This is a genomic window from Psychrobacter sp. PL19, from assembly GCF_017875835.1.
GTDB lineage: Bacteria > Pseudomonadota > Gammaproteobacteria > Pseudomonadales > Moraxellaceae > Psychrobacter.
This window is the reverse complement of record NZ_JAGING010000001.1, coordinates 364,165-386,865: the sequence shown is the minus strand read 5'-3', so window position 1 is coordinate 386,865 and position 22,701 is coordinate 364,165. Positions and strand designations below refer to the sequence as shown.

The following is a 22,701-nucleotide window of genomic DNA, read 5'->3' as shown; positions in this document are numbered from 1 at the left end:
GAAAAGGCACTTACCTATAGTAAGCGCCTTTTTTATGTTTGTATTACCGTAGCATTTTTAAGATATTGTAACTATAGCTATGAGACTGACGCCGTTAAACTGGCATGTATTGAGCCTTTATACCAACGAAGTCAAAATCGACTGCGGGTACTTCACCCTGCATCAATAAACTAATCGCTTTAGCTGAGCCGCAAGCGTGCGTCCAGCCAAGCGTTCCATGGCCAGTATTTAGCCACAGGTTATCAAAGGTAGCCCCTGTATTATGACTACCATGACGAACGTGACCAGCGTGTGCCCGCCCAATTAACGGTACATTTGAGGGAGTCATAGGGCGTAGCCCCGCCCAATACTTAACAGAATTGGCAACGATGCCTTTAGGGAATAGCTGCTGTACGCGCTGGGTAATAGCTTCGCAGCGTGTGCTATTAAGGTCTAGATTATAACCATTAAATTCGGCTGTCCCCGCTACCCGTAATTTATCACCCAGGCGCGACACAACCAGTTTGTACTCATCATCAATGAGGCTAATAAACGGCGCTAAGTGTGGCGCGCGTGGATTCACTTGATAGGTAGCAGAATAGCCTTTGGCTGGGAAGATGGGTAGATGAATATTTAACGGCTTCACGAGCGGCACACTATAACTGCCGAGTGCCAGTACATAACTATCAGCACTAAAAGTCTGCGCATTTTCACCCGCTGGGCGAATGGTGATGCTATGGACACGAGGTCTGGTAGACTCAGTATCAGTATTTATGGCTAAAATATCAGTATCGTATAAAAACTGCACGCCAGCTTCGACGCAACGTTCTGCTAGACGCTGGGTAAATAAGTGCGTATTGCCTGATTCATCACTGCTGGTATAGGTTGCACCCTTCAGTTTGTGGGCAATGGGGTACAGTGCTGGCTCTAAGCTGGCGGCAGTATTGATATCAATGAAGTGGCGCTCACAGCCTAGTTCTTGCATACGCTCGGTTGGCGCAATGGCCGCATCAAACTCAGCTTGGCTGGTATAAAAATGCATGATACCTCGCGTTTGCTGCTCGTAGCTGATATCTATATCGGCGCGTAGCTGCTGCAAAGCGGCTCTTGAATATAGGCCCAAATGTACCATCTGTACTAGATTGGCATCGGCCTTATCAGCGCGGCACTCTTGTAAAAACTGCATTGCCCACTTGAGTTGGGCTTTATCCGCACGCAAGCGATACAGTAGCGGCGCATCTTCTTGGAACAACCATTTGAGCGCTTTCATCGGTGCGGCTGGGTTGGCCCAGGGAGTGGCATGTGATACCGATATTTGACCACCATTAGCGAACGAGGTCTGTAGTCCTGCGGCTGGCTCACGTTCAATCACAGTCACGTTATAGCCTGCTTGCCGCAGATACCATGCGGTAGTTACACCGACTACGCCTGCACCGAGTACTGAGATATGGGTCATAGAATTCTCTACTGTGATGGATTAAGTCATACTGTCGGAATGTCGATTAAGGCCGTTATTTACCTATTAACCGCCATCTATTTAGGACGGGCAACATCTGTTTGTAGCGCTGGGGGCAGTGCTAATACTGTTAGGTCGCTATCAGCAAGATGTTCTGGACGGGCCACTACTAATGCTTCAAAACCTTTGTTACGTTGGTTATGTTGGCTATCTTGGCCACTTACTATTGCATTGACCACTTGAATTTTGCCTAGTTTTTCGCCTACTGCTGGTAGGTCGCCTGTCCCCTGTACATAATGTAAAAATGCCTTAGGCGCTGATTTAAAGTAAATACGCGCGATGACTTCTTGACCTAAATAACAGCCTTTATCGTAGTCCATACCGCCGCGCTGATGTAAGCGTAACTCTTGTGGCTGAAACTCGCCTTGGGTGGCGGCCACTATCCAGTAGTTACCGGTTGCAATACTAGACTGCACCCATGCTTGCGTATCTTCTGGCGTATCGTGAGTATCTTTATGGCTAAAGGTTGGCTCATCTGCCAGTACGCAAGGATAAATCGGGGTTGGTGCACTGGTTTCAAACTTTGAAAAGGCACCATATTTACCAAGATGTGCTTTTAAAGACTCTGCACAATCCGCACTGATAACCACGTCATAATGCTTTTCGGCTTGTTTTTTAATCCAAATGCCAAACTCAATACGACCTTTTAAGTTGCCGATAGCAGCGGCCTGATAACTGAGACCCAGTTTGGTCACGTCACAGGTTAATTGGCCTTGTAAGAATTTTTCGGCATCGTCACCTTGGATGGTTAATTGTTGGAATTTGACCGTAGCAGCGGGTACAGAAGAATCTGGAGTCAAAGATTGAGTCATAGTGGTCATCCTTATTATGAGAATTGAGTGATTGACCTTTAGGTACAAAAAACAACGTCCAGATGTAGGTGCTGAGATTGGCTACTAAAGAACAACTGATTAACCTAGCATGATTTAAAGGGTATAACCTAAAGGTAGAAAAGTAATATATAGAAGTAAATGAGTTCAAAGAGAGTACCATAAAAAACAGCCTCAAAAAAAATGCTGAGCTTATAGTGTAAGTTGGGCATATAGTATGGTTTTCAACCGAACCGATTGGTTAAAATCAGCGACTTACGGTACAATGAGTACTCTAAAGCGGACCTAATTTATGACGGCTAACGAGGATATTATGAGTTTACCCAATTGCCCAGCATGTGATGAAAATTATACTTACGAAGATGGTGCGCTACTAATATGCCCAATGTGTGCCCATGAGTGGACCGCGGCTGAAAATGATGTAGCGCAAACTGACGAGCAAGACACTGTGATACGTGATGCCGTTGGCAATGAGCTGCAAGATGGCGATGCCGTCACCGTAATTAAGGATCTAAAAGTCAAAGGCTCGTCCACCGTCATTAAAGTGGGTACCAAAGCAAAAAGTATCCGCCTATTGCCCGATGCATCCGATGGTCATGATATTGACTGTAAACTCGACGGCTTTGGCCCCATGAAGCTTAAGTCTTCAGTGGTTAAAAAAGCTTAATAAACAGGATTTACATCCCTAGTTTTTAAATCCTTAACTGAGCTGTTTTAGCTTTATTTAATGTCACGTTTATCCCTTTTATTCGAAACTGACGATGTTAGTTATCTATTAAATAAAGCATCGACTGTTGCTGCTCAATTCTTAATAAAATAACATAATAGAGATCATTTATGAGTACTAAAAACGAACAACTCTTCGCCCAAGCCCGCAAACATATTCCTGGTGGTGTGAACTCCCCAGTTCGTGCCTTTGCTGGGGTGGGCGGCACACCCGTATTTATGCACCGCGCTAAGGGCAGCAAGATTTATGACACTGAAGACAATGCTTATATCGACTATATAGGCTCATGGGGACCGATGATTTTGGGTCACGCCCATCCAAAAGTCATTGATGCGGTCAAACAAGCCGCTGAGGATGGACTTAGCTTTGGTACGCCAACACCGTTTGAAACCACGGTTGCTGATAAGATATGTGACATCGTTCCTAGTGTTGAGATGATTCGTATGACCAGCTCGGGTACTGAAGCAACCATGAGTGCAATTCGTCTGGCACGCGGGTTTACTGAGCGTGATAATATTGTCAAATTCGAAGGCTGTTATCATGGTCATTCAGACAGCTTGCTAGTCAAAGCTGGCTCAGGAATGCTTGATATTGGTGAGCCCACGTCAAAAGGCGTGCCAGCTGACTTTGCCAAACACACGATTACTCTACCTTATAATGACCCACAAGCGATCAAAGACTGCTTCGAAAAATGGGGCGACACTATTGCTTGTGTTATCGTCGAGCCTATCGCTGGCAATATGAATATGGTTATCCCAGAGCAGGCTTTTCACGATACCTTACGTGCTCAATGTACTGAACATGGAGCCGTGCTGGTTTTTGATGAAGTAATGACTGGCTTTCGAGTGGGACTGGGCGGTGCTCAAGCACATTTTGGTGTTAGCCCTGACTTAACCTGTTTTGGTAAAATCATCGGTGCCGGCCTACCGGTTGGTGCATTCGGTGGTAAGCGTGAGATTATGTCTTGCATCGCACCAATGGGCGGGGTCTATCAAGCAGGTACCTTATCTGGTAATCCTCTCGCTATGCGTGCTGGCATCGCCATGTTTGAAGACTTAACGGTAGAGGGATTTTACGACGAGCTGGCCGGCAAAGTTGACCGTCTCATTGATGGTATCCAGGCCGCCGCTGACAAGCACGGTATCCATTTGCGCACCAACAAGCTTGGCGGTATGTTCGGTATGTTTTTTGTCAAAGACAGCGATACCAAAACCCCACTCGATTTTGATGATGTCACTGAATGTAATATGGATGCTTTTAACACCTTCTTCCATGGCATGCTTGATCGGGGTATTTATCTCGCGCCTTCTGCTTATGAAGCCGGCTTTATGTCTATTAAGCATAGCAACGAAGATTTAGATTTTTCTATCCAAGCCGCTGACGAGATATTTGCAGAAATGGCCAACGCGTAATTTAATGGCTTTAAGCTTTAAATGATAAGTTTTAACGTCTAATCAATCTCCATAGAAAAGGCCAGCATATAATTATGCTGGCCTTTTCTATGGCTGGAAGCTTTTAGTTATATAGTTAAAATACCTTAAAAAAGCCACGGTACTGCTGGCCCAGACGAACCCGGCACTTACTGCTGTCGCGGCTTATCAAACGTGCGATCTTTCAAGCTTAAGTTACCGCGCAGCACGTCGCCATACATGCGAAAATCACTGACAAAGCTTTTTAGTGGAAATTTAAAAGAGGCCGGTTTGTTTTTTTCAAAGAAAAAATGCCCGACCCAAGCACAAGCATAGCCTGCCGCAATACCCTTCAGTAATGGTTTCGGTGAACGGGTTCTGATAGAGTTGGCTATGCCTAATAAGCCAAAACTACTACCTGCAAAGTGGAGGCGGCGGCAAGCCATGTTTTGATGCTCAGCTAAATAAAAATCATAGAAGCCCGTTTCAACTGACCTATCCATTTTTACCATATCAGTCCTGGCGCTGCTAGATTTAGAATTAGTATCGGTTTTAATGTTGTTAGCATTAGCGACTTGTTGTGCTTGAGTGGTAGCAGTCTGATTCATTATATTAGCTTCCTTTGCCGGTGGTTTATCTACTATTGATTAATCATTGACAACGTCCTGGTTATCAGTGATTAATCAGCATCATCCATAGTCATGTTCAATAAATTATTTATGAATGACAGTTAAATGCTTGTTATTTATTGTAATATTGCTGATTTTAAATGTAGCAAATAGCGCTGGTTAATACAAGTGCTAGGCGTTGACTGAGCGTTCGTATTCTGGGCGCACCTGAGCAAGCGTTGCGTCCTGCTTGCCAGTGTTTGGCATAAATGCTTTAATGACGAAACTTGTCTATGATGCGCATGGCTGACACTACTATTAAAAAGTTATTGATACGATGTGCATAAGATATTTGTTTGTATTTGACCTTATAAGCTACCCCAACCCTCATAAATGGTAACTATTTTTCCTATGCTCAATAACACCCTTGAAAATCCACCCATCGCTGATGATGAACTGATAGCAGCCATTGATATTGGCTCTAACAGCTTTCATTTGGCGATTGCTCGCCTTGATCATGGCGAAGTACGAAAAGTAGCTTCCATGTCCGAAAAGGTACAGTTAGCAGCAGGATTAGATGAGCATAATATCTTAGGAGCTGCTGCCGAAAACCGAGGGCTAGATTGTCTGAGTCGCTTTGTGGCACGCCTTGATTCAGTGCCGCCTGAGCGCATTCGTATTGTCGCAACCAATGCCCTGCGCCAAGCTAAAAATGCTAACGATTTTATCGCACGCGCTAATGAAATTTTGCCCAAGCCGATTGAAATTATCGCCGGTCGTGAAGAGGCGCGGTTGATTTATCTGGGCGTATCACATACCAATGCCAGTAGCGACAAGCGCTTAGTGATTGATATTGGCGGGGGTTCGACAGAATTTATCATTGGAAAAGGCTTTGATCCGTTATTGACCGAAAGTTTACAGATGGGCTGTGTGGCCTTTACTCAGAAGTTTTTTGCGGATGGACAGATTACTAAAGAGGCTTTTAACCATGCTATCGCAGCGGCCCGCAAAGAAGTATTATCGATTAATGGTCGCTATCAAAAGACTGGTTGGAACAGCGTAGTTGGCTCTAGTGGGACGATTAAAGCCGTACGAAACGTGCTAGTCTCAAAAGGTTGGTCTGATGCTCAAGAACGCGTGACTTATCGAGGGGTCAAAGAATTAGAAAAGCTATTGATTAAAATCGGTGATGTGAACGATATTGAGCTCACTGGGGTCAAAGAACATCGCAAAGCCGTATTTCCAGCAGGGGTGGCGGTACTGCGTGCCGCTATGAAAGTACTGGGTGTGGAGACTATAACTTACTCTGATGGGGCGCTACGCGAAGGTGTTATGTATGACATGCTTGGTCGCTTTGCTAGTGAAGATGTGCGCGACCGCAGTGTCTTGGCGCTAATCAAACGCTATTCTGTGGACAAAAAACAAGCCCGCCAAGTGGTCAGGACCAGCCGTCATTTACTCAAGCAAGTCCAAAATGACTTACAGTTGACTAGCGATGATGCAGATGTATTGAGACGTGCTGCTTATTTGCATGAGATTGGACTGGCAATCAGTCACAGCAATTATCATCGCCACAGTGCTTATCTACTTGAAAATTCGGATATTCCTGGTTTTTCACAAGTGGATCAAAAGCGTATGGCCCAATTGATGCTGAGTCATAGGCGCAAGTTAAAAGGTGATATGCTCGAGAAAACTTGTCTCATTGGTGGTAATCAACTGGTTTATTTATGCTTGCTACTCAGACTTGCGGTCTTAGCTCATCATAGCCGTAGTGAATATGACCTGCCTCAGATGCAGCTGATTGTCACAGACACCAATTGCTGGCAAATTACTGTTAGTACTGACAAAAAGCATTATGCATTTTTATATTCCGATCTTTGTGCTGAGATTGAACAGTTTGCCAAGTGGGGCGTCAAGCTAAATGTCATCGAATCTAGTGTTATTAAAAAACTAAGTCAGTAACTTAGTCATTAACTTAGTCATTAACTCAGCAACTGATTTAAATATTAGATGGCATGATTGTTTGCTCAACAGTCAATCAAAAACTAACATTACAAAAGCTGCCTTCTCGGTAATGCCACGACATTTGAGATGTGCTACTATAGCTTTTATTGAGTTTACAACTGTACTGCTGTGTTACTCAAAGTAATAACCGTGCTATATAATTAGATTCACATAACATAACCAGATTCATATAACCAAAACCATATCATTTTAATACCCGTTTAACCATAAAACGAGTAACCATAAAACGAGTAACTATAAAACGAGCATCCATAACAAGTGCCAGTAAACAATACTAGCGAACTGTGTGTAAATAGTACGCATCGTTCAATAGGTAGGGCTGGCACGGTAGCGAAGTGATATGGTTTTGACCACAAAACGACAAAAAAGGAAACGTCTATGAGTACTGTTTGGGATAGCGTTCAGCTGGCACGGCATGCCAAGCGTCCATTATTTATGGACTATGTTAATCAGCTATTTACTGAGTTTGATGAGCTGCATGGCGACCGTGCCTTCGCTGATGACAAAGCGATTATTGGTGGTCTAGCGCGCTTAGATGGTAAGCCAGTAATGGTGGTTGGTCAACATCGAGGGCGCAGTACTCGCGAGCGTATCGCCCATAACTTTGGTATGGCAAACCCTGAAGGCTACCGTAAGGTTATTCGCTTAGTCAAAATGGCTGAGCGTTTCAATATTCCGGTAATGACTTTCGTTGATACTCAAGGTGCTTACCCTGGTATTGGTGCTGAAGAGCGGGGACAAGCGCAAGCTATCGCTGAAAGTATCGCAGTATTCTCAAGTCTTAAAACCCCTATTATCGTCACCATTATCGGTGAAGGTGGTTCAGGTGGTGCATTGGCTATTGGGGTTGGTGATAAAGTTAATATGCTACAAAATAGTATCTACTCGGTCATTTCTCCTGAAGGGTGTGCTGCCATTCTCTGGAAAACAGCTGAAAAAGCCCAAGAGGCTAGCGAAGCCTTAAAATTAAATGCTATCAACCTTTATCAAATGGGCTTGATTGATGCGGTCATCGAAGAAGGTGAAGGGGCACATATTCATCCACAACCGGTAATGAACTCGCTTAAAGCCCTGTTAATTGAGCAGCTAGACGAGCTACAAGATATGGATGCGCACGACCGTTGTGAGCAGCGTTATGAAAAGCTAAAATCTTTTGACTCAGAAGTGATGTTGCCCTGCTAACTGATGTTGTTTTGACAAGTGACGATAGCAGATTAAATATTGCCAACTAAATAATAACTGACGTGCTACTTTGTGGCACGTTTTTTTGTATATAAAACCAGATAAATAAGATCAATTATGACCAGCAGCGCAATCCGTCAATATCCTATTGAATCAATAGCCAAATCGCTAATAGATAAAGACTTAGCACAGGCGTTACTAATCAGCGTGGCTGAATATACTGACCAGCTACAGGGTCACCGGATCTGGCTGGCCTGTAGTGGTGGGCGTGATTCATTGGCGTTAGCTGCTATCTGTTTACAATTGTATCGGCAAGGTCAGCTAGCGTTTTTACCGCAACTATTGCATGTCGACCATGGCCTGCAAGCTGATAGTAAGTGTTGGGCGCTGCACCTTGCTGAGTGGGCGCATGCGCAACAAATGCCTTGCCATATTTTACAAGCAACGGTTAACGGTCATGATGAGCAAGCCGCCCGGCAAGCACGTTATCAAGCCATGCTCGCTCATATCAATCAAGATGATGTTTTATTATTAGCCCATCATGCCGATGACCAAGCTGAAACTGTGCTGATGCGCTTGATTCAAGGCGCAGGAGTAAATGGCTTGTCCGGTATGGAAGCATGGCGAGTACAATCGCAAGGCGCACGTCGCAACGTCGTATGGCGGCCTTGGTTAACAGTACGTCGTGCGAATATCAGCAGCTACGCCCAGCGTCTACAGCTCCCCTACATTGACGATCCTACTAATACCAGTGGTGACAATGTACGTAGTGGCTTGCGTCATGAAATCATGCCGGCATTGGCACATTATAATACGAATGTCATTGATAATATTGCTCGTAGTGCGCAGTTGCTCGCCGATGCTCAAGCAACGGTCAGCGCGCAAGCTGCCCAAGATTTTCAGCAGACCGCCATCACATCGCTGCAATTTGTACCGGCGCAACGGGTGCTGAGTATTCTTGATTTACAGCTATTGCCATCCTATCGCCAGCGACAATTGCTGCACTATTGGCTCGCACAAGATGAGCCATTACCGCCTGCTAAGCAATTAGTCGATGATGTGATTATGCTGATTCAGCGTAGCGATAATGACCATCAGACTCAGCTATATTGGCAAGGCCGTAAGCAACAGTACCTCATTTGTCGCTACCGTCAGCAATTGTATCGTCTCAGCAAGAGCTGGCTGACCTGGCTGACCATACCACTGATTGAACAAACGCACGTCTTACCTAGTACTGTTGTGTCTGAAACCCGTTTGTCTGAAATTAATGGGGCTGAAACTAATGGGGCTGAAACTAATGGGGCTGAAACTAATGGTTCTCAAAATACCTTAACGACACTTACCTTACGTACAGATGAAAATTTTGTTTGGCATTTACCACTGACCTGCGATTCAATAGGGCCGTTATTAAGCCGTTTAAACACTTTATTAGGTAACGCTCACACACCAATAAATGTATTAAACTTGATAAGTCATCAAGATAAAGTTGTGTTAAAGATCGCCCCATTAGGTCGGCAGCAGCGATTACAAACCACCCTGGCTACACGTCCACAAGCCGGCAAAAAGCTGTACCAGACGCTGGGTATTCCTTTATGGCTACGTGACAGCCTAGCAGTGGTTAGTATTGTCTGTATAGATACGCAGAATGATCTACCGTTTGATTTACCCATATTACTACTATCACCATTTGACAGCTGGATATTAGGGTTTGATAAATCGGTAGCGAATATGATGAGTGACGAGTTTGATGAGAATAACACTGTCAACAGTACTTTAAGCCTTAATAATAGATCCTAAAAATACAGTAGATCCAATTTAAAAACGATACAGTGCTGCAAGCTAATTGAAGCGGAAGCTAGTAAAAAAATTTTCTTAAAAAAGTCTATTAGAAATAATATGAAGTCACAAAAGTAAGCGCTTTTCTTGTATAACTCTGTTTGCTAAAACCTGCCCTGAAAAATTCTATTAACAACTTTCTAAAAACTTAACATATTGGTTCTCACTCAGTGGTTAACTCAATACTCTAGCTGAGTCTATTGTCACTGTTACCGTCACGAATTTATCAAACGGTAGCAGTAGCAGTATGATAGAATGAGTGTCATTTTCAATAGCATTATATTAGTTTGAGTGCTTTTAAATGTTGCCGATAGGGGACTGTTCTTAGGAGATCAGAATGTCAGTATTAGATAACAAGAAAATTAGCTTCATCGGTGGCGGGAACATGGCCCAAGCCCTTATTAGTGGGCTTATTAGCTGTGGTGTCAAGCCTGAGCTGATTACGGTAGCAGATCCTAGCGCGGAAGTGCGTCAGCATTTAGCGGCCCAGCACCTGAAGACTGTTGATCCGGTCGCCGATCCAAAATCGGCCGTTATTGATGCTGACGTGATTGTGCTGGCGGTAAAGCCGCAACTGATGAAAGTGGTAGTGAGTGCATTTGCTGATGTGTTGGATAATCAGCTGGTTATCTCAGTAGCAGCGGGCTTATCGACTGATATTTTATCCGGTATGCTTGGTGGTTATCGCAATATTGTGCGCGCTATGCCTAACACTCCAGCCATGATTCAAATGGGTGCAACGGGTCTATATGGCACCGATGATACCACTGAAGAACAACAACGGTTGGCAACAGCAGTGATGGAAGCGTCAGGTCTGGTAATGTGGGTAGATAATGAAGAACATATGCATGCGGTGACCGCAGTTTCCGGTTCAGCACCCGCGTACGTCTTTTACTTTATCGAATCAATGATAGATGGCGGGATTGCCTTAGGGTTGGACAAAGAGCAAGCCTCAGCACTCGCTATGCAAACTGTCCTAGGCGCAGCAAAAATGGCTATTGGCAGTGATGACGCGCCAGCTGAGCTACGTCGTAAAGTCACGTCGCTAAACGGAACCACTCAAGCGGCGATTGAATCAATGCAAGGCAATGAGATCGGTCGTCAAATCGCTGAGGCTATGAAAGCCTGCGCTGACCGTAGTCAAGCACTGAGTGATGAGATGAGTGATTAATTGGTTATAAAAAATCAGCTATAAAGCCAGCCGCATCAATGGTGGTTGTGATATTAGCTGTAAGCATAAGAGTTTAATAATGGTATCTGTTAACACGGGCATATTGAGTAGCGCTTCATGAATAACATGTTATTGCAAATTTTTGATCTGGTCACCACCTTCGCTATGTTGTTGGTGTTTATACGCTTCATGCTACAGTTTGCAGACATGGATGCAAGCGATCCTATGATTCGGCCGGCTTACAAAGCGACCCATATTGTAGATGTGTTTGGTCGTATCTTTCCGACCGTGGCTCAAGGGCGTATCAGTATTGCTGCAATTGTACTGATGCTGTTAATTCGTCTGATAGACATTTCTGGTAAAGCCGCATTAACTCAACAAGGCATTGCGCCTGTGCCGCTATTTTTCACCGGCTCAGTAAGCTTGGTTTTAGACTTTTTGCGTATGTGTCGCTATCTGGTAATTGGCTCTATTATTGTCAGCTGGATTGTGGTGTTTACCAACTCTTCGCATCCAGTCATTGGCATTATTATGCGTTTAGCGGAGCCCATCTTAGCCCCGTTCCGCCGTATCACGCCAAACCTTGGTATGCTCGATCTATCCCCTATGGTGGCCTTCTTTGCTTTTTACTTGCTAGAGATCTTCATTGGTGGCTTGGCCTCAAACTTTATGCCAATGTTAGGCTAGGCTGGACTGATTTAAGTCGGTCTAATAAAGACCTACTATTTTGCTATCAAAAAAGACGCCTTAGTAATCAGGCGTCTTTTTTACGTCTAAGATTCTCTTAAGTACTAGCTGTTATTTTTACGAACCGATTCGGTATCAACTGAGCTTTAGCATCATCAGGATGCGGCGCGTCAGCAGCAATGAGCGTTTGGGTGATCCAATGGTCTGCCGCAATCACCGCTGCTGTGAGCGCATCGCCCAGCGCTAAGCGTCCAGCAATGAAGCTAGCAAGCGAACAGCCAGAACCATGAAATTCACCATCAAGGCGTGATAGCGTACTCTGATGAATCATTTCACCTTGCACATACAGATATTGCTCAATATCACCGCTATCAAAGTCATGCGAAGTTTTGACCAGTACTGCATGTGTTCCTTGGGCACATAACTTCTGTGCGCCAATATGTAAATCTTGCTCGCCACTCAATGCGCGTAGTTCGTGAGTATTGGGGGTAATTAAAGTGGCATAGGGCAACAGCTTTCTAAAGGCAGCTACTAGCGTTTGCTCATCGCCTAAACTGCCACCACTGTTAGCAACTAGCACGGGATCAAGTACAAAAGGCGTGCCGTCAGCGATTATCCGTTCAGCAAATAAGCGCGTTAGCATCGCGATGTTATCTATGGTACCTAACATGCCAGATTTAATGACTCGAACCGGTAAGTCATCTAGCACAGTCGTTGCTTGAGCTTCTACCAGTGTGGCCGCACACGCTTCGAAGCCAATCACCTGCTGCGAGTTTTGCACCGTGATGGCGGTGCAGGCGACTGCTGCATGGGCACCTGCTTGTCCAATCGCCTCAATATCCGCTTGTAGTCCAGCACCGCCTGACGGATCTAACCCTGAAAAACACAATACTACCGGCCGCATAGCTTTTCCTTTTATGGTTCATTATGAGTGTGCAATAATTTTTGTTCATCGTATCTAATGACTGCTACTCACTATAGCCATCCTGATTTAAAAAAGCCATAGTAACGTATAGTCGCTAGCTGCTGTTTGGCTGCTATAGCAGCTAAGAATGAGAGCAATATAAGAGAAATGAGCACTTATGAGCCATTTGGAACAATTAATATTCAAAATTATGCTAAAAGCCTTACCAAAACCACGTGTAACGCTTGCAATTTATTTTGGCTTTGATATAATACTCGCCCACGACATAGGACGTATCATTAGCATTGATACTTGTTTTTAGAACTTAAAAAGTCTGACGTCGTTTGGTGAAGTGGGTGAGTGGCTGAAACCAGTTCCCTGCTAAGGAACCATACGTTTGCGCGTATCGAGGGTTCGAATCCCTCCTTCACCTCCATTATATTTAGTTGTTTGTAGATTTAGAACGCAGCTTATTCCTGTTAAAAATGATTTAACTTTTGAAATAGAAAGAATTCTGTCTTAATCGTTAAAATGCATTGACACTAGCTGTATTATCTATATAATGGCCAACCTAATTTGCTGTAATAGTTTTTGACTGTGCAGTAAATGATGTGCAATACGCGCCTGTAGCTCAGTTGGATAGAGCACTTGGCTACGAACTAAGGGGTCGGGAGTTCGAATCTCTCCAGGCGCACCATTTGCATCATCGCTTATATACTAGATCAATCGCCTGTCTTACGACACTTTGGCGGTTTTTTTATGTCTGCTACTTTTACAGATTGATCCCACTCAGTTCAAAAAATGCGCTCTAATCTCGATGTAGCAAAGAGCAGTGAATACTTTGATTCTTAAATCATGCTCGCAGACTCTCAATGCTGCTTGCTGCTCACTTATCTTTACCCAATCTACAGTCACAAACCTATAGTCAATGAAAAGTAATATCGACACATAACCTACTGCTGGCATAAGTTTTTTTTGCTTGCTGTGCCTACGCAGACAGAGGCTGCAAAAAGCTTATACCAGCAGTACCCTAGCGTTTTTAAGGTATTTTAACTATATAGTCACAAACATTTTGTTGCATATCATAGCGATCTGATGAGAATTGCTCAAAATTTATAATCAGTACCTTTTCGTTTCATCTGCAGATAGCATATTAGGATTGTGTACGATAAAGGGTTTAATTACGGTACAATAGAGTTATTATTTTCCGCTTGCCATGAGCTTGTATGATGCCAAAAAATACACCAAAAGCTGCTGCTAACTCAAAATCTAGAGCCAAAATGCCATCACGACGCCTGCCCGAAGTCGAAGAACCTACCATTGCCAAACCAACGGAGCGGGTGGTTGCTATTGTCTACGATGGTATGTTGATACTGGCGCTACTGTTTTTGGTGGGGACGGTACTGACCGTTATCGGTACGCTGCTCACGATGCAAGCTGGAACCCAGTCAGCAGAGGCGCAGTCGTTGCCAACTTGGTATCAGAACTCTATCATGACCCCCTCGTTTGTGCTGACGCTGGTCGGATTCTATGGTCTGTTTTGGCGTCGTGGCGGTCAGACATTAGGCATGCAAACGTGGCGGCTAAAAACGGTCAACAGCACCGGTCATTTATTGACTTGGGGTCAGTCATTTAAACGTATTTTCGCCGCCTGTTTGATACCATTGTTGTGCGGTATTATTGGCAGTGTCGTTGATGGATCACGGGCTGTTCTATTAGCCAGTATTTTTTTGGGGTGGATATTTAATTATGTGTTTTGCCTCTTTAACCCCCGCGGTCTGGCAGTGCAAGACATGCTATCCAACACCATCACTCTAAAAATGCCCAAACTAGAACATGAAGGCTTATGGAGTGGTTTTAAGAACCGTAAGCAAAATAAAACTTAACTGACGGTTCTTAAATGAGGGTTTTTGTACGACTATGTTCATCTGACCCTACTTACATACTAACCGTTCGGATAAGTAAAAAGGAATAACCGACAAAGAACAATACTAAGGTGACCCCAGAGGCACGACCGAATTTACGCTTAGTTTTGTAGGAAAATATACACATTGCAAACAATAACAGAGTCAAAACTCCCATAGCCAATACATCGCGCGATAAGATGATGGCGTTAGGGGCAATAGGTGCGATAAGTGCTGCCAATCCTACTACTGCTAAGGTATTGAAAATATTAGATCCGATAATATTGCCCAAAGCCATATCATGCTCGCCTTTGCGCGCGGCTGATATACTGGCTACCAATTCAGGTAATGAGGTACCGATGGCAACAATAGTTAAACCAATAATTAGCTCACTTAAACCCCAAAGTGTAGCCAACTCGACCGCGCCCCAAACGATAGCTCGTGAGCTCAATATCAGCACTAATAGCCCAAGAAACAAGCTACCTAGACCACGCGCCATGCTGTGTTCAGAATCCGAAATTTCTTCTATAGTATCATCTTCATGCTCATGATTGCCTTCACGTAGGCTCAGCACAATTTGAAGACCTAAGACTACTACTAGTAATACTATGAGTATAATCCCGTCAGTATTGTTCAAGACCCCGTCGCTTAGCTGCCAGGCTGCCACTGCCGTTACTAACAATAATAAAGGCATATCACGTTTAATGATGCTCTTGCGAATGATGATTGGACTTATCAATACGGTTACCCCTAAAACTAAGGCAATATTGATAATGTTGGAGCCATAAGCATTACCCAATGCCAGTTCTGGGCTACCCTCTAGTGCTGCCAGTACGGACACTACCATCTCAGGTGCTGAGGTACCTAGCCCCAAAATGATCACCCCAATCAAAAAACTTGGAACGTTTAGCTTATTTGCTAAGGCTACTGCGCCATCAATAAAGACATCAGCGCTCCAGACCAAAATTATAAGACCTATTACTACCGCAGTTACGGCCAACCACATAATTTTATTTCCTTATCTATAAAAAATACCAAAAGATTACTGCTAATAAAAGCACTAATAACAGGTATAAAAAAAGCTGAAACAGCATTGTTTCAGCTTTTATATTAGCACAGGTTTTTGATTAAGTTATAAAAATAACTTAAGTAATTTGACTCTATCTTTAGTTTTATTAATAAATGTCAAAGTAATGATCAATCAATATTGTCATCAACATTATCATCAATATTGACCGGTTATAGTCGAGCTACCGTAAAGATTGCTAGGGTTTGTTTAGAGATACAATCAACTTGATGAGTATCCCTTTTCATAGAGTTATGGACTAAATACTGGCTGTCTGGATTAACCATAGGGTATAACCGATGAAGAATAGCACCAGCACAATTCCAGCTAGGCGGCCTAGTTTGCGTTTGGTTATAAAGGCGAACAGACACATCATAAAGAGCAATAGGGTCAGTACTGCCATCACTAAAACGTCGCGCGACAGAATAACTGGATTGGTGGTAATCGGTACAATAATCGCCGCTACCCCCACCACCCCTAAAGTATTAAATATATTAGAGCCAATAATATTGCCTAATGCCATGTCATGCTCGCCTTTACGAGCTGCTGATAAGCTCGATACCAGCTCAGGCAAGGAGGTGCCAATAGCGACCACCGTCAAGCCGATAATCAGCTCACTGACTCCCCATAACGTTGCTAATTCAATCGCCCCCCAAACGATAGCGCGCGAGCTCAGCACTAAAATAAGTAGGCCAATAAATAAGCTCACTAAGCCGCGTATTAAGCTTGGTTCTACATGCTCCAGACCTTCATTTTTGATTATCACATCGTCTTTATGCTCATGCTCAATCTCTGAATTACCCGCGCGTAGGCTCAATATAACTTGCAGACCTATTACTATGACCAAAACTAGTAATAATACGATACCGTCAGCTTGACTTAGCCTTCCATCACGCAGCTGCCACCCTGCCAAAGCGGTAATTAATACTAGTATCGGTAGATCCCGCTTGACGACACCTTTACGAATAATAAGGGGACTTATCAGTAACGTGGCCCCTAAGACTAAGGCAATATTTACGATATTAGAGCCATAGGCATTACCTAAAGCCAAGTCAGGGCTACCTTCTAACGCGGCTAATACCGAGACTACCAATTCAGGTGCTGACGTGCCTATACCTATGATCAGCATGCCTATTAAAAAACTAGGAATCCTTAGCCTTTTCGCTAATACTGTTGCCCCATCAATAAAAACATCGGCACTCCATACTAAGATTGCCAGTCCAATAATTACTGCAATAACTGCCAACCACATGAGTAGGCTTCCTTATGAATAAGTTAATGTAAAAAAAGTACCAATCAATAGACATAAAAAAAGCTGAGTCTCTATTTAGACTCAGCTTTTATGCCAGTATAAGTTCCCTATGGAGAGGTAAGAATACCTTTAATAACTTTGCTACCTGTGTAGTATTTGTTAATTACTAGCTAAAATAGATACTTTGCTGACAAGAAAAGTAAGTAACTGATATTCCAGACAAAACCAGTCTTTAAGCGACTTGTACTGGAATGATATTAGCTGTGTCTTTAACAGTATTGTCTTCGTTGCAATAGACCAGCTTTGGTTGATAAGTGTCTGCTTCGGCTTCATCAAAATGAGCGTAGGCACAAATGATAACGATATCGCCTAAGTCAGCCATATGAGCGGCAGCACCGTTCAATGAGATGATACCAGAGCCGGCTTCAGCACGAATAGCGTAGGTACGAAAGCGTTTGCCATTGGTGACATTATAGATGTCGATGGACTCATTTTCGCGCAGACCAGCGAGGTCTAATAAATCGCCGTCAATGCCGCACGAGCCTTCATAGTGGAGCTCAGCATGCGTGACGCGGGCACGGTGCAATTTGCATTTAAGCATATTAAGTAGCATGGATTGCTTCCTTAGCGTAATAAAAGTAAAAAGTAATAAGTTAGTGGGGGTGCTTACCGTCACACTAAAGGGTAAGGAACCGGTTCAGCGCGCAAACTTGAGCACGGAGCCCAAACTTGAGATAGCAGTTAGTGCTGCTACCGGCGAAACTACAATGGGCGTTGACGTGGTTCATATCGACCAGCCGTCAAAACATTTACTATAATAAAAAACGCATCATACCTTGTCAGTCTGGTAATTTAAAGCCATTAATTTGCGTACGCGCGCGTTCAATATCACCTGCTAATAATAGTGGTAGCGACTCAAAGGCCGCAGTGAGCGCACTATCAATAGCGATCTGTTCATCAGGCGAGGCTTTAGAGAGCACATGACCCGTGACTTTAGACTTATGACCTGGATGACCAATGCCCACACGTAAACGGTGAAAGTCATTGCCAAGGTGCGGGGTAATATCACGCAGACCATTATGACCGCCATGACCGCCCCCAGTTTTTAGCTTGATACTACCTGCTGGAATATCCAGCTCGTCATGAGCGATGAGTAACTGGTCGTTATGAATGTCATAAAAATTAACCATCGGCACCACTGACTCACCAGACTTATTCATAAAGGTCAGCGGTAATAATAGCCGCACATCATGCCCATGAATTTGTCCACGCCCAGTCACTCCGTGAAATTTTTTGTCAGGGCTCAGGGCAATATTAAACTGCTGCGCTAAATGATGCACGAACCAAAAACCTGCATTGTGACGGGTAAACATATACTGCTGACCAGGATTGCCAAGACCGACGATAAGCTTTAGGGACATGACTGTACTCTGCTTGTAATCAATGAGGGAGGGATAACTGGTTGAAAACTTGCTGTTTGTTCCCTAAATAAATATATGGCTAAATTAAGATGTAACACAGGCCATTTTTTAAGGATTTTAAATCCAAAGTTTCAGATTCGGGGTCTTCAAATATCACTTACAAAAACAGCAGGAGACGTTTATCCCCTGCTGTTTTTTGAACATAAGCACAATAAGCTAATTTACCGTTTAAACAGGACGCCATAAGCGCCTATAGAACAGGAGTTAATGTGCTTATTATTCGCCGTCTGCGTCATCAGCAGCTGCTTTGTCGCTTTGCTCAGTAGAAGGAACTTCGTCAGCGTCAGTTTCAGCATCTTCATCAACTTCTTCAACCGTTGGTGGCTGCATGTTGACGATAGTACGGTCATGACCGTCTTCTAGCTCAAGCTCATTAATAACCACGCCTTCAGGCAAATCGATGTCTGATAGACGGAATAGGTCACCAATTTCCATAGTAGATACATCTAACTGTAAGTACTCAGGTAATAATGATGGTAGGCAAGAGATTTCGACATCTGATACAAGCGTAGATAGTACGCCGCCTTTTTCAGTACCTGGGGCATCTTCTCTACCGACAAAATGCATAGGAACATTCATACTGATTTTTTGACCTTTCACAATGCGCTGAAAGTCAGCATGCATTGGGAAGCCTTTAGCAGGATGGCGCTGTAAGTCTTTGATAACGACTTGATGTGCTTCGCCATCAACGGTAATAGTCAAAATATGCGAGAAGAAGGCTTCAAATTCAAGCGCTTTTACCAACTCGTTAAGTTTGATAGAAATGGCTGTTGGCTCTGCGTTACCACCATAAATGATAGCAGGAACAAGATTCTGCTTGCGTAGGCGGCGGCTCGCACCTTTACCTTGCTGGTCTGCAGAACGATTGACCGTGTATAGTTCAAAATGATTAGTGCTCATGGGTATAATCCTATAAAAAAATAGATGAAGTGTCGGGTCTAAAAAGTGGATTTGCGACCGATCCACTAATAGGTGATGATAGCCATCAGTCATGGTTACCAACGATAAAACCAGTAACAACGACATAGTGCTATTCGCTACCGTCAGTCGTTTGGCTCGATAATCATTATTATCATAGCCGTCGTCGTATGGCATGCTCAGCACTTTTTTGATGCTGTCCTGCTCAAATAGAGCAAATGACTAGCACAGGCGCGCATTATACGTGGTTTTATAGCAATAATAAAGTCTTACAGACAACACTTAGCGCCAAGACTAATCCAACACTAATATTGGTATTAGATCTTGACGCTAATTTTTGCGCATTAGTGTTGCTTATTTGCGCCGTCCAACAGCAGACTAGCAACTAATAGCTCAGTAATTAATAGCTCAGTAACTAATAGACCAGTAACTATAATTCAATCATTTAGGCATCAAACATGGCACTGATAGACTCTTCGTTATTAATACGACGTAAGCTTTCAGCCAGCATCGGCGCGATAGAGATTTGGCGAATTTTGCTACAAGCTCTGGCAGCATCAGACAATGGAATAGTATCAGTAACTACGATTTCATCTAGTACCGACTCGCTGATATTTTTCAGGGCATGACCTGACAATACTGGATGCGTAACGTAAGCGACCACGCGACGTGCGCCACTGTCTTTTAGTGCTTGCGCCGCCTTACATAGAGTACCTGCAGTATCAACCATATCATCAACAATCACACAGTCGCGGTCACGAACGTCACCAATAATATGCATGACTTGTGACTCATTAGCGCGCGCACGGCGTTTGTCAATAATGGCTAAATCGGTACCGCCTAATTGTTTGGCCATTGCACGGGCACGTACTACCCCACCAACGTCAGGTGACACCACCATGATGTTGTCATAATCTTGTTTTCTAAGGTCGTTAAGCAGGACAGGAGTCGCGTAGATGTTGTCAACTGGGATATCAAAAAAGCCTTGAATCTGATCTGAGTGCAAATCAACAGTCATGACCCGGTCGATGCTGACGATATTGAGCATATCAGCGACGACTTTAGCAGAGATAGGCACACGAGCTGAGCGCGGACGGCGATCTTGACGGGCATAACCAAAATAAGGCATGACAGCCGTGATGCGACCAGCACTAGAGCGACGCAACGCGTCAGCCATCATCATGATTTCCATCAAGTTATCATTAGTTGGTGCACAGGTGGGCTGCATAATAAACACGTCTTTACCGCGCACGTGCTCTTTGATTTCCACGGCAATTTCGCCATCAGAAAAACGAGTGATGTCAGCTTTACCAAGGGGAATATGAAGGTGGTCGGCTACGGTTTTCGCTAGTTCTGGGTGGGCATTACCCGTAAAAATCGCCAAATAAGGCATGACAAAAGTCCTATTGAGTGACTCAAGCAGCGACCGCTAAGCAGTGACAAACTGCTCAAATTAAGAAAAGTGTGGTGAACATGACTCTAGAAAATGGTAGGGGTAGCTGGACTCGAACCAACGGTGTCAGGATCAAAACCTGATGCCTTACCAACTTGGCTATACCCCTGTAATGTGTAGACTGAGCACTGCCAATGTTTAACGTTAAGCATTGGAATGGCGGTGCTGCCTTTTAAATCATTTGAAGAACAGTTAAAAACCGTCTAAAAACAACATCTTCCTAGCGGTGTTCGTTGCGAACTATACCGAAACTGGAAGGCTGTTGTCAATTGTTATAAGATAACTGGCCATTTATATTAGTGACGAATTATCATGATGCAAACTGAAAATATGGTAGGGGTAGCTGGACTCGAACCAACGGTGTCAGGATCAAAACCTGATGCCTTACCAACTTGGCTATACCCCTATTAAGGCGACCTATTATAAATTAATATTCATACATTGCAAGTCATTTGCGCTTTTTTATGACTTTTATTCATAATAATTTGAAGTCGAAGCTATTTTAACAAATTAATCCCCTTAATCCTACCACTGCTGGTGATTTAGATGACTATTTATATAATATTTACATTACATTGACTTTTGTAAATTATTGACGACATAGGCAGGGCATGGGGCATTTGTTATCCAATCTGATAATAGCGCGGTCTCATTCATCAGATGAGCGTCTAATGGCAAAAATACAGCGCTACCGGAACCGGTCATCCTTGCTACTCCTAACGCTTGCGGCTCTAAACCACGCAGATATTGCAAAGCTTGAGCTGCCGCTGGTGCAAGACTCTCAACCACCGGCGCAAAAATATTATTGTAAGGGGCACGTAGTGTTTGGATGTAATGCGAGGATTGGTCACGGATAGTGGCAGCGGATAGCGGGGTAGTGTTGCGTTGTAGCTCTGGATGCGCGAACAGCTGGGCAGTATTGATATGCGCATTCGGGGTCAGTAGTAAGTACTGCTGATTGGGCACATGAATCGCAGTGAGCTGCTCGCCAATACCCATTGCAATAGCATCTTGACCAAAGATGAATATTGGCACATCGGCCCCAAGGGTTGCCCCAATAGTGCGTAGCTGCATATTACTAAAATCTAATTGCCAAAGCTCATTAAGCACCAGCAAAGCAGTCGCTGCATTAGAGGAGCCCCCGCCCAATCCTGCGCCCATGGGCAAGCGTTTATCTAGGGTGATACTAACATGATGTAGCCGAGCGGGTAGTCTACCCAATGGGATGGCATAAGCTAACAATGCGCGTGCTGCTTTTATAATTAAGTTATCAGCTAGGCTGTCGGTGATGGTTTCAGCACCGTCGAGTGTCAGCAGTTGAGCGCAAAGTGTAGCGGCCTGCTGATGGGTAATAGGGTTTAGTGTGGGTAACACTACCTCGGATGCGCATAGGACTTCTGGAATAGGCTGCGCGTCATTGTTAACAGCATTATCAAAGTCATTGCGACCATCGTTATTAATTTTGATGCTGGAAGTAATAGTGGCTTCAAGGTCACTATCAGTTGTGGATATCAACAGCAATTGGGCTGGTAAAAAGTGTAGGTAGTCACCCCAATCAAGCAGACGAAAAACCGTCTGCAAGTTGTGGTAACCGTCAGCACGCTTACCAGTAACATGCAAAAATAAATTAATCTTCGCAGGCGATAGGCGGGTGATTAGGGCGTGCGTAACCGTTATACTGTCAGTCATAAATCACATTTTTAGTCATAAACAGGGGTCTTTATAAACGACAATCAAAGATATTATGATTTGC

The 22,701-nt window shown here is 43.9% G+C and carries 18 protein-coding genes, 4 tRNA genes and 1 pseudogene; 10 read left to right on the top strand and 13 right to left on the bottom strand.

Annotation, left to right across the window (positions count from 1 at the left end; genetic code table 11):
- Nucleotides 1-94: 94 nt before the first annotated feature.
- Together H4W00_RS01540 and ygfZ are read right to left on the bottom strand one after the other, a co-directional pair.
- Entirely contained in the window at nt 95-1,435 is a 1,341-nt protein-coding gene (locus H4W00_RS01540; protein ID WP_209955757.1) for a D-amino acid dehydrogenase, read from the bottom strand.
- Between the two features lie 77 nt (nt 1,436-1,512).
- The gene (ygfZ, locus tag H4W00_RS01535; protein ID WP_209955754.1) at nt 1,513-2,307 is read right to left on the bottom strand and encodes a CAF17-like 4Fe-4S cluster assembly/insertion protein YgfZ; all 795 of its coding nucleotides are present in this window, start codon (nt 2,305-2,307) and stop codon (nt 1,513-1,515) included.
- Nucleotides 2,308-2,638: 331 nt separating this feature from the next.
- Here ygfZ and H4W00_RS01530 point away from each other — a divergent pair, with 331 nt between their 5' ends.
- Both H4W00_RS01530 and hemL read left to right on the top strand, forming a co-directional pair.
- Complete coding sequence (locus H4W00_RS01530) at nt 2,639-2,992, top strand: zinc ribbon domain-containing protein YjdM (protein ID WP_327192578.1); 354 nt, start codon at nt 2,639-2,641, stop codon at nt 2,990-2,992.
- Nucleotides 2,993-3,162: 170 nt separating this feature from the next.
- On the top strand, nt 3,163-4,464 hold the full coding sequence (gene hemL / locus H4W00_RS01525; protein ID WP_209955752.1) for a glutamate-1-semialdehyde 2,1-aminomutase: 1,302 nt from the start codon (nt 3,163-3,165) through the stop codon (nt 4,462-4,464).
- A gap of 167 nt (nt 4,465-4,631) precedes the next feature.
- On the opposite strand, the gene H4W00_RS01520 is transcribed toward hemL, so the two are convergent.
- Nucleotides 4,632-4,973, bottom strand: a complete 342-nt coding sequence (locus H4W00_RS01520; protein WP_209958796.1) for an Mpo1-like protein — start codon at nt 4,971-4,973, stop codon at nt 4,632-4,634.
- Nucleotides 4,974-5,480: 507 nt separating this feature from the next.
- Between H4W00_RS01520 and ppx the strand changes: the two genes are divergently transcribed.
- The 5 genes and pseudogenes from ppx (at nt 5,481) to H4W00_RS01495 (ending at nt 11,970) form a co-directional block, all read left to right on the top strand.
- Nucleotides 5,481-7,031 carry an exopolyphosphatase gene (ppx, locus tag H4W00_RS01515; protein ID WP_209955750.1) on the top strand — a complete coding sequence of 517 codons (1,551 nt, stop codon included), beginning with the start codon at nt 5,481-5,483 and terminating at the stop codon, nt 7,029-7,031.
- 429 nt (nt 7,032-7,460) lie between these two features.
- Nucleotides 7,461-8,276: pseudogene (locus tag H4W00_RS01510) on the top strand (acetyl-CoA carboxylase carboxyltransferase subunit alpha); the annotation flags it as partial.
- A gap of 117 nt (nt 8,277-8,393) precedes the next feature.
- A complete protein-coding gene (tilS, locus tag H4W00_RS01505; RefSeq protein ID WP_209955746.1) occupies nt 8,394-10,073 on the top strand; it encodes a tRNA lysidine(34) synthetase TilS in 1,680 nt (559 codons plus the stop codon).
- A 376-nt stretch (nt 10,074-10,449) separates the two neighbouring features.
- Nucleotides 10,450-11,283, top strand: coding sequence for a pyrroline-5-carboxylate reductase (proC, locus tag H4W00_RS01500; protein ID WP_209955744.1), 834 nt, complete (start codon nt 10,450-10,452; stop codon nt 11,281-11,283).
- 117 nt (nt 11,284-11,400) lie between these two features.
- Nucleotides 11,401-11,970 carry a YggT family protein gene (locus H4W00_RS01495; RefSeq protein WP_209955742.1) on the top strand — a complete coding sequence of 190 codons (570 nt, stop codon included), beginning with the start codon at nt 11,401-11,403 and terminating at the stop codon, nt 11,968-11,970.
- A gap of 97 nt (nt 11,971-12,067) precedes the next feature.
- Here H4W00_RS01495 and H4W00_RS01490 read toward each other — a convergent pair whose 3' ends face one another.
- A complete protein-coding gene (locus H4W00_RS01490) occupies nt 12,068-12,874 on the bottom strand; it encodes a hydroxymethylpyrimidine/phosphomethylpyrimidine kinase (RefSeq protein ID WP_209955740.1) in 807 nt (268 codons plus the stop codon).
- Nucleotides 12,875-13,220: 346 nt separating this feature from the next.
- Here H4W00_RS01490 and H4W00_RS01485 point away from each other — a divergent pair.
- The 3 genes from H4W00_RS01485 (at nt 13,221) to H4W00_RS01475 (ending at nt 14,760) form a co-directional block, all read left to right on the top strand.
- Nucleotides 13,221-13,310, top strand: a tRNA-Ser gene (locus tag H4W00_RS01485).
- A 184-nt stretch (nt 13,311-13,494) separates the two neighbouring features.
- Nucleotides 13,495-13,571, top strand: a tRNA-Arg gene (locus H4W00_RS01480).
- Between the two features lie 532 nt (nt 13,572-14,103).
- Nucleotides 14,104-14,760 carry an RDD family protein gene (locus H4W00_RS01475; RefSeq protein ID WP_209958794.1) on the top strand — a complete coding sequence of 219 codons (657 nt, stop codon included), beginning with the start codon at nt 14,104-14,106 and terminating at the stop codon, nt 14,758-14,760.
- A gap of 52 nt (nt 14,761-14,812) precedes the next feature.
- On the opposite strand, the gene H4W00_RS01470 is transcribed toward H4W00_RS01475, so the two are convergent.
- From H4W00_RS01470 to ispE, 9 genes are all read right to left on the bottom strand, one after another.
- Nucleotides 14,813-15,784 (bottom strand): calcium/sodium antiporter, encoded by a 972-nt coding sequence (locus H4W00_RS01470; RefSeq protein ID WP_209955738.1) that lies wholly within the window; start codon nt 15,782-15,784, stop codon nt 14,813-14,815.
- A gap of 319 nt (nt 15,785-16,103) precedes the next feature.
- Complete coding sequence (locus tag H4W00_RS01465; protein ID WP_209955736.1) at nt 16,104-17,096, bottom strand: calcium/sodium antiporter; 993 nt, start codon at nt 17,094-17,096, stop codon at nt 16,104-16,106.
- 232 nt (nt 17,097-17,328) lie between these two features.
- Nucleotides 17,329-17,709 carry an aspartate 1-decarboxylase gene (gene panD / locus H4W00_RS01460; RefSeq protein WP_209955734.1) on the bottom strand — a complete coding sequence of 127 codons (381 nt, stop codon included), beginning with the start codon at nt 17,707-17,709 and terminating at the stop codon, nt 17,329-17,331.
- A 226-nt stretch (nt 17,710-17,935) separates the two neighbouring features.
- On the bottom strand, nt 17,936-18,517 hold the full coding sequence (gene pth, locus H4W00_RS01455; protein ID WP_209955732.1) for an aminoacyl-tRNA hydrolase: 582 nt from the start codon (nt 18,515-18,517) through the stop codon (nt 17,936-17,938).
- A gap of 276 nt (nt 18,518-18,793) precedes the next feature.
- Nucleotides 18,794-19,477, bottom strand: a complete 684-nt coding sequence (locus tag H4W00_RS01450) for a 50S ribosomal protein L25/general stress protein Ctc (protein WP_209955730.1) — start codon at nt 19,475-19,477, stop codon at nt 18,794-18,796.
- Nucleotides 19,478-19,940: 463 nt separating this feature from the next.
- Nucleotides 19,941-20,888, bottom strand: coding sequence for a ribose-phosphate pyrophosphokinase (locus H4W00_RS01445; protein ID WP_209955728.1), 948 nt, complete (start codon nt 20,886-20,888; stop codon nt 19,941-19,943).
- 94 nt (nt 20,889-20,982) lie between these two features.
- A tRNA-Gln gene (locus H4W00_RS01440) sits at nt 20,983-21,057 on the bottom strand.
- A gap of 222 nt (nt 21,058-21,279) precedes the next feature.
- Nucleotides 21,280-21,354: transfer RNA gene (locus H4W00_RS01435), tRNA-Gln, on the bottom strand.
- Nucleotides 21,355-21,518: 164 nt separating this feature from the next.
- Nucleotides 21,519-22,637, bottom strand: coding sequence for a 4-(cytidine 5'-diphospho)-2-C-methyl-D-erythritol kinase (ispE, locus tag H4W00_RS01430; RefSeq protein ID WP_334684841.1), 1,119 nt, complete (start codon nt 22,635-22,637; stop codon nt 21,519-21,521).
- Nucleotides 22,638-22,701 lie beyond the last annotated feature (64 nt).

Bases quoted from the DNA above. Each gene is read 5' to 3' on its own strand.
- hemL (WP_209955752.1), top strand. From the start codon at position 3,163: ATGAGTACTAAAAACGAACAACTCTTCGCCCAAGCCCGCAAACATATT.
- H4W00_RS01490 (WP_209955740.1), bottom strand. From the start codon at position 12,874: ATGCGGCCGGTAGTATTGTGTTTTTCAGGGTTAGATCCGTCAGGCGGT.
- H4W00_RS01465 (WP_209955736.1), bottom strand. From the start codon at position 17,096: ATGTGGTTGGCAGTTATTGCAGTAATTATTGGACTGGCAATCTTAGTA.
- ygfZ (WP_209955754.1), bottom strand. From the start codon at position 2,307: ATGACTCAATCTTTGACTCCAGATTCTTCTGTACCCGCTGCTACGGTC.
- H4W00_RS01530 (WP_327192578.1), top strand. From the start codon at position 2,639: ATGAGTTTACCCAATTGCCCAGCATGTGATGAAAATTATACTTACGAA.
- H4W00_RS01450 (WP_209955730.1), bottom strand. From the start codon at position 19,477: ATGAGCACTAATCATTTTGAACTATACACGGTCAATCGTTCTGCAGAC.
- panD (WP_209955734.1), bottom strand. From the start codon at position 17,709: ATGCTACTTAATATGCTTAAATGCAAATTGCACCGTGCCCGCGTCACG.
- H4W00_RS01470 (WP_209955738.1), bottom strand. From the start codon at position 15,784: ATGTGGTTGGCCGTAACTGCGGTAGTAATAGGTCTTATAATTTTGGTC.
- H4W00_RS01540 (WP_209955757.1), bottom strand. From the start codon at position 1,435: ATGACCCATATCTCAGTACTCGGTGCAGGCGTAGTCGGTGTAACTACC.
- ispE (WP_334684841.1), bottom strand. From the start codon at position 22,637: ATGACTGACAGTATAACGGTTACGCACGCCCTAATCACCCGCCTATCG.
- pth (WP_209955732.1), bottom strand. From the start codon at position 18,517: ATGTCCCTAAAGCTTATCGTCGGTCTTGGCAATCCTGGTCAGCAGTAT.
- ppx (WP_209955750.1), top strand. From the start codon at position 5,481: ATGCTCAATAACACCCTTGAAAATCCACCCATCGCTGATGATGAACTG.
- H4W00_RS01445 (WP_209955728.1), bottom strand. From the start codon at position 20,888: ATGCCTTATTTGGCGATTTTTACGGGTAATGCCCACCCAGAACTAGCG.
- tilS (WP_209955746.1), top strand. From the start codon at position 8,394: ATGACCAGCAGCGCAATCCGTCAATATCCTATTGAATCAATAGCCAAA.
- H4W00_RS01520 (WP_209958796.1), bottom strand. From the start codon at position 4,973: ATGGTAAAAATGGATAGGTCAGTTGAAACGGGCTTCTATGATTTTTAT.
- H4W00_RS01495 (WP_209955742.1), top strand. From the start codon at position 11,401: ATGAATAACATGTTATTGCAAATTTTTGATCTGGTCACCACCTTCGCT.
- H4W00_RS01475 (WP_209958794.1), top strand. From the start codon at position 14,104: ATGCCAAAAAATACACCAAAAGCTGCTGCTAACTCAAAATCTAGAGCC.
- proC (WP_209955744.1), top strand. From the start codon at position 10,450: ATGTCAGTATTAGATAACAAGAAAATTAGCTTCATCGGTGGCGGGAAC.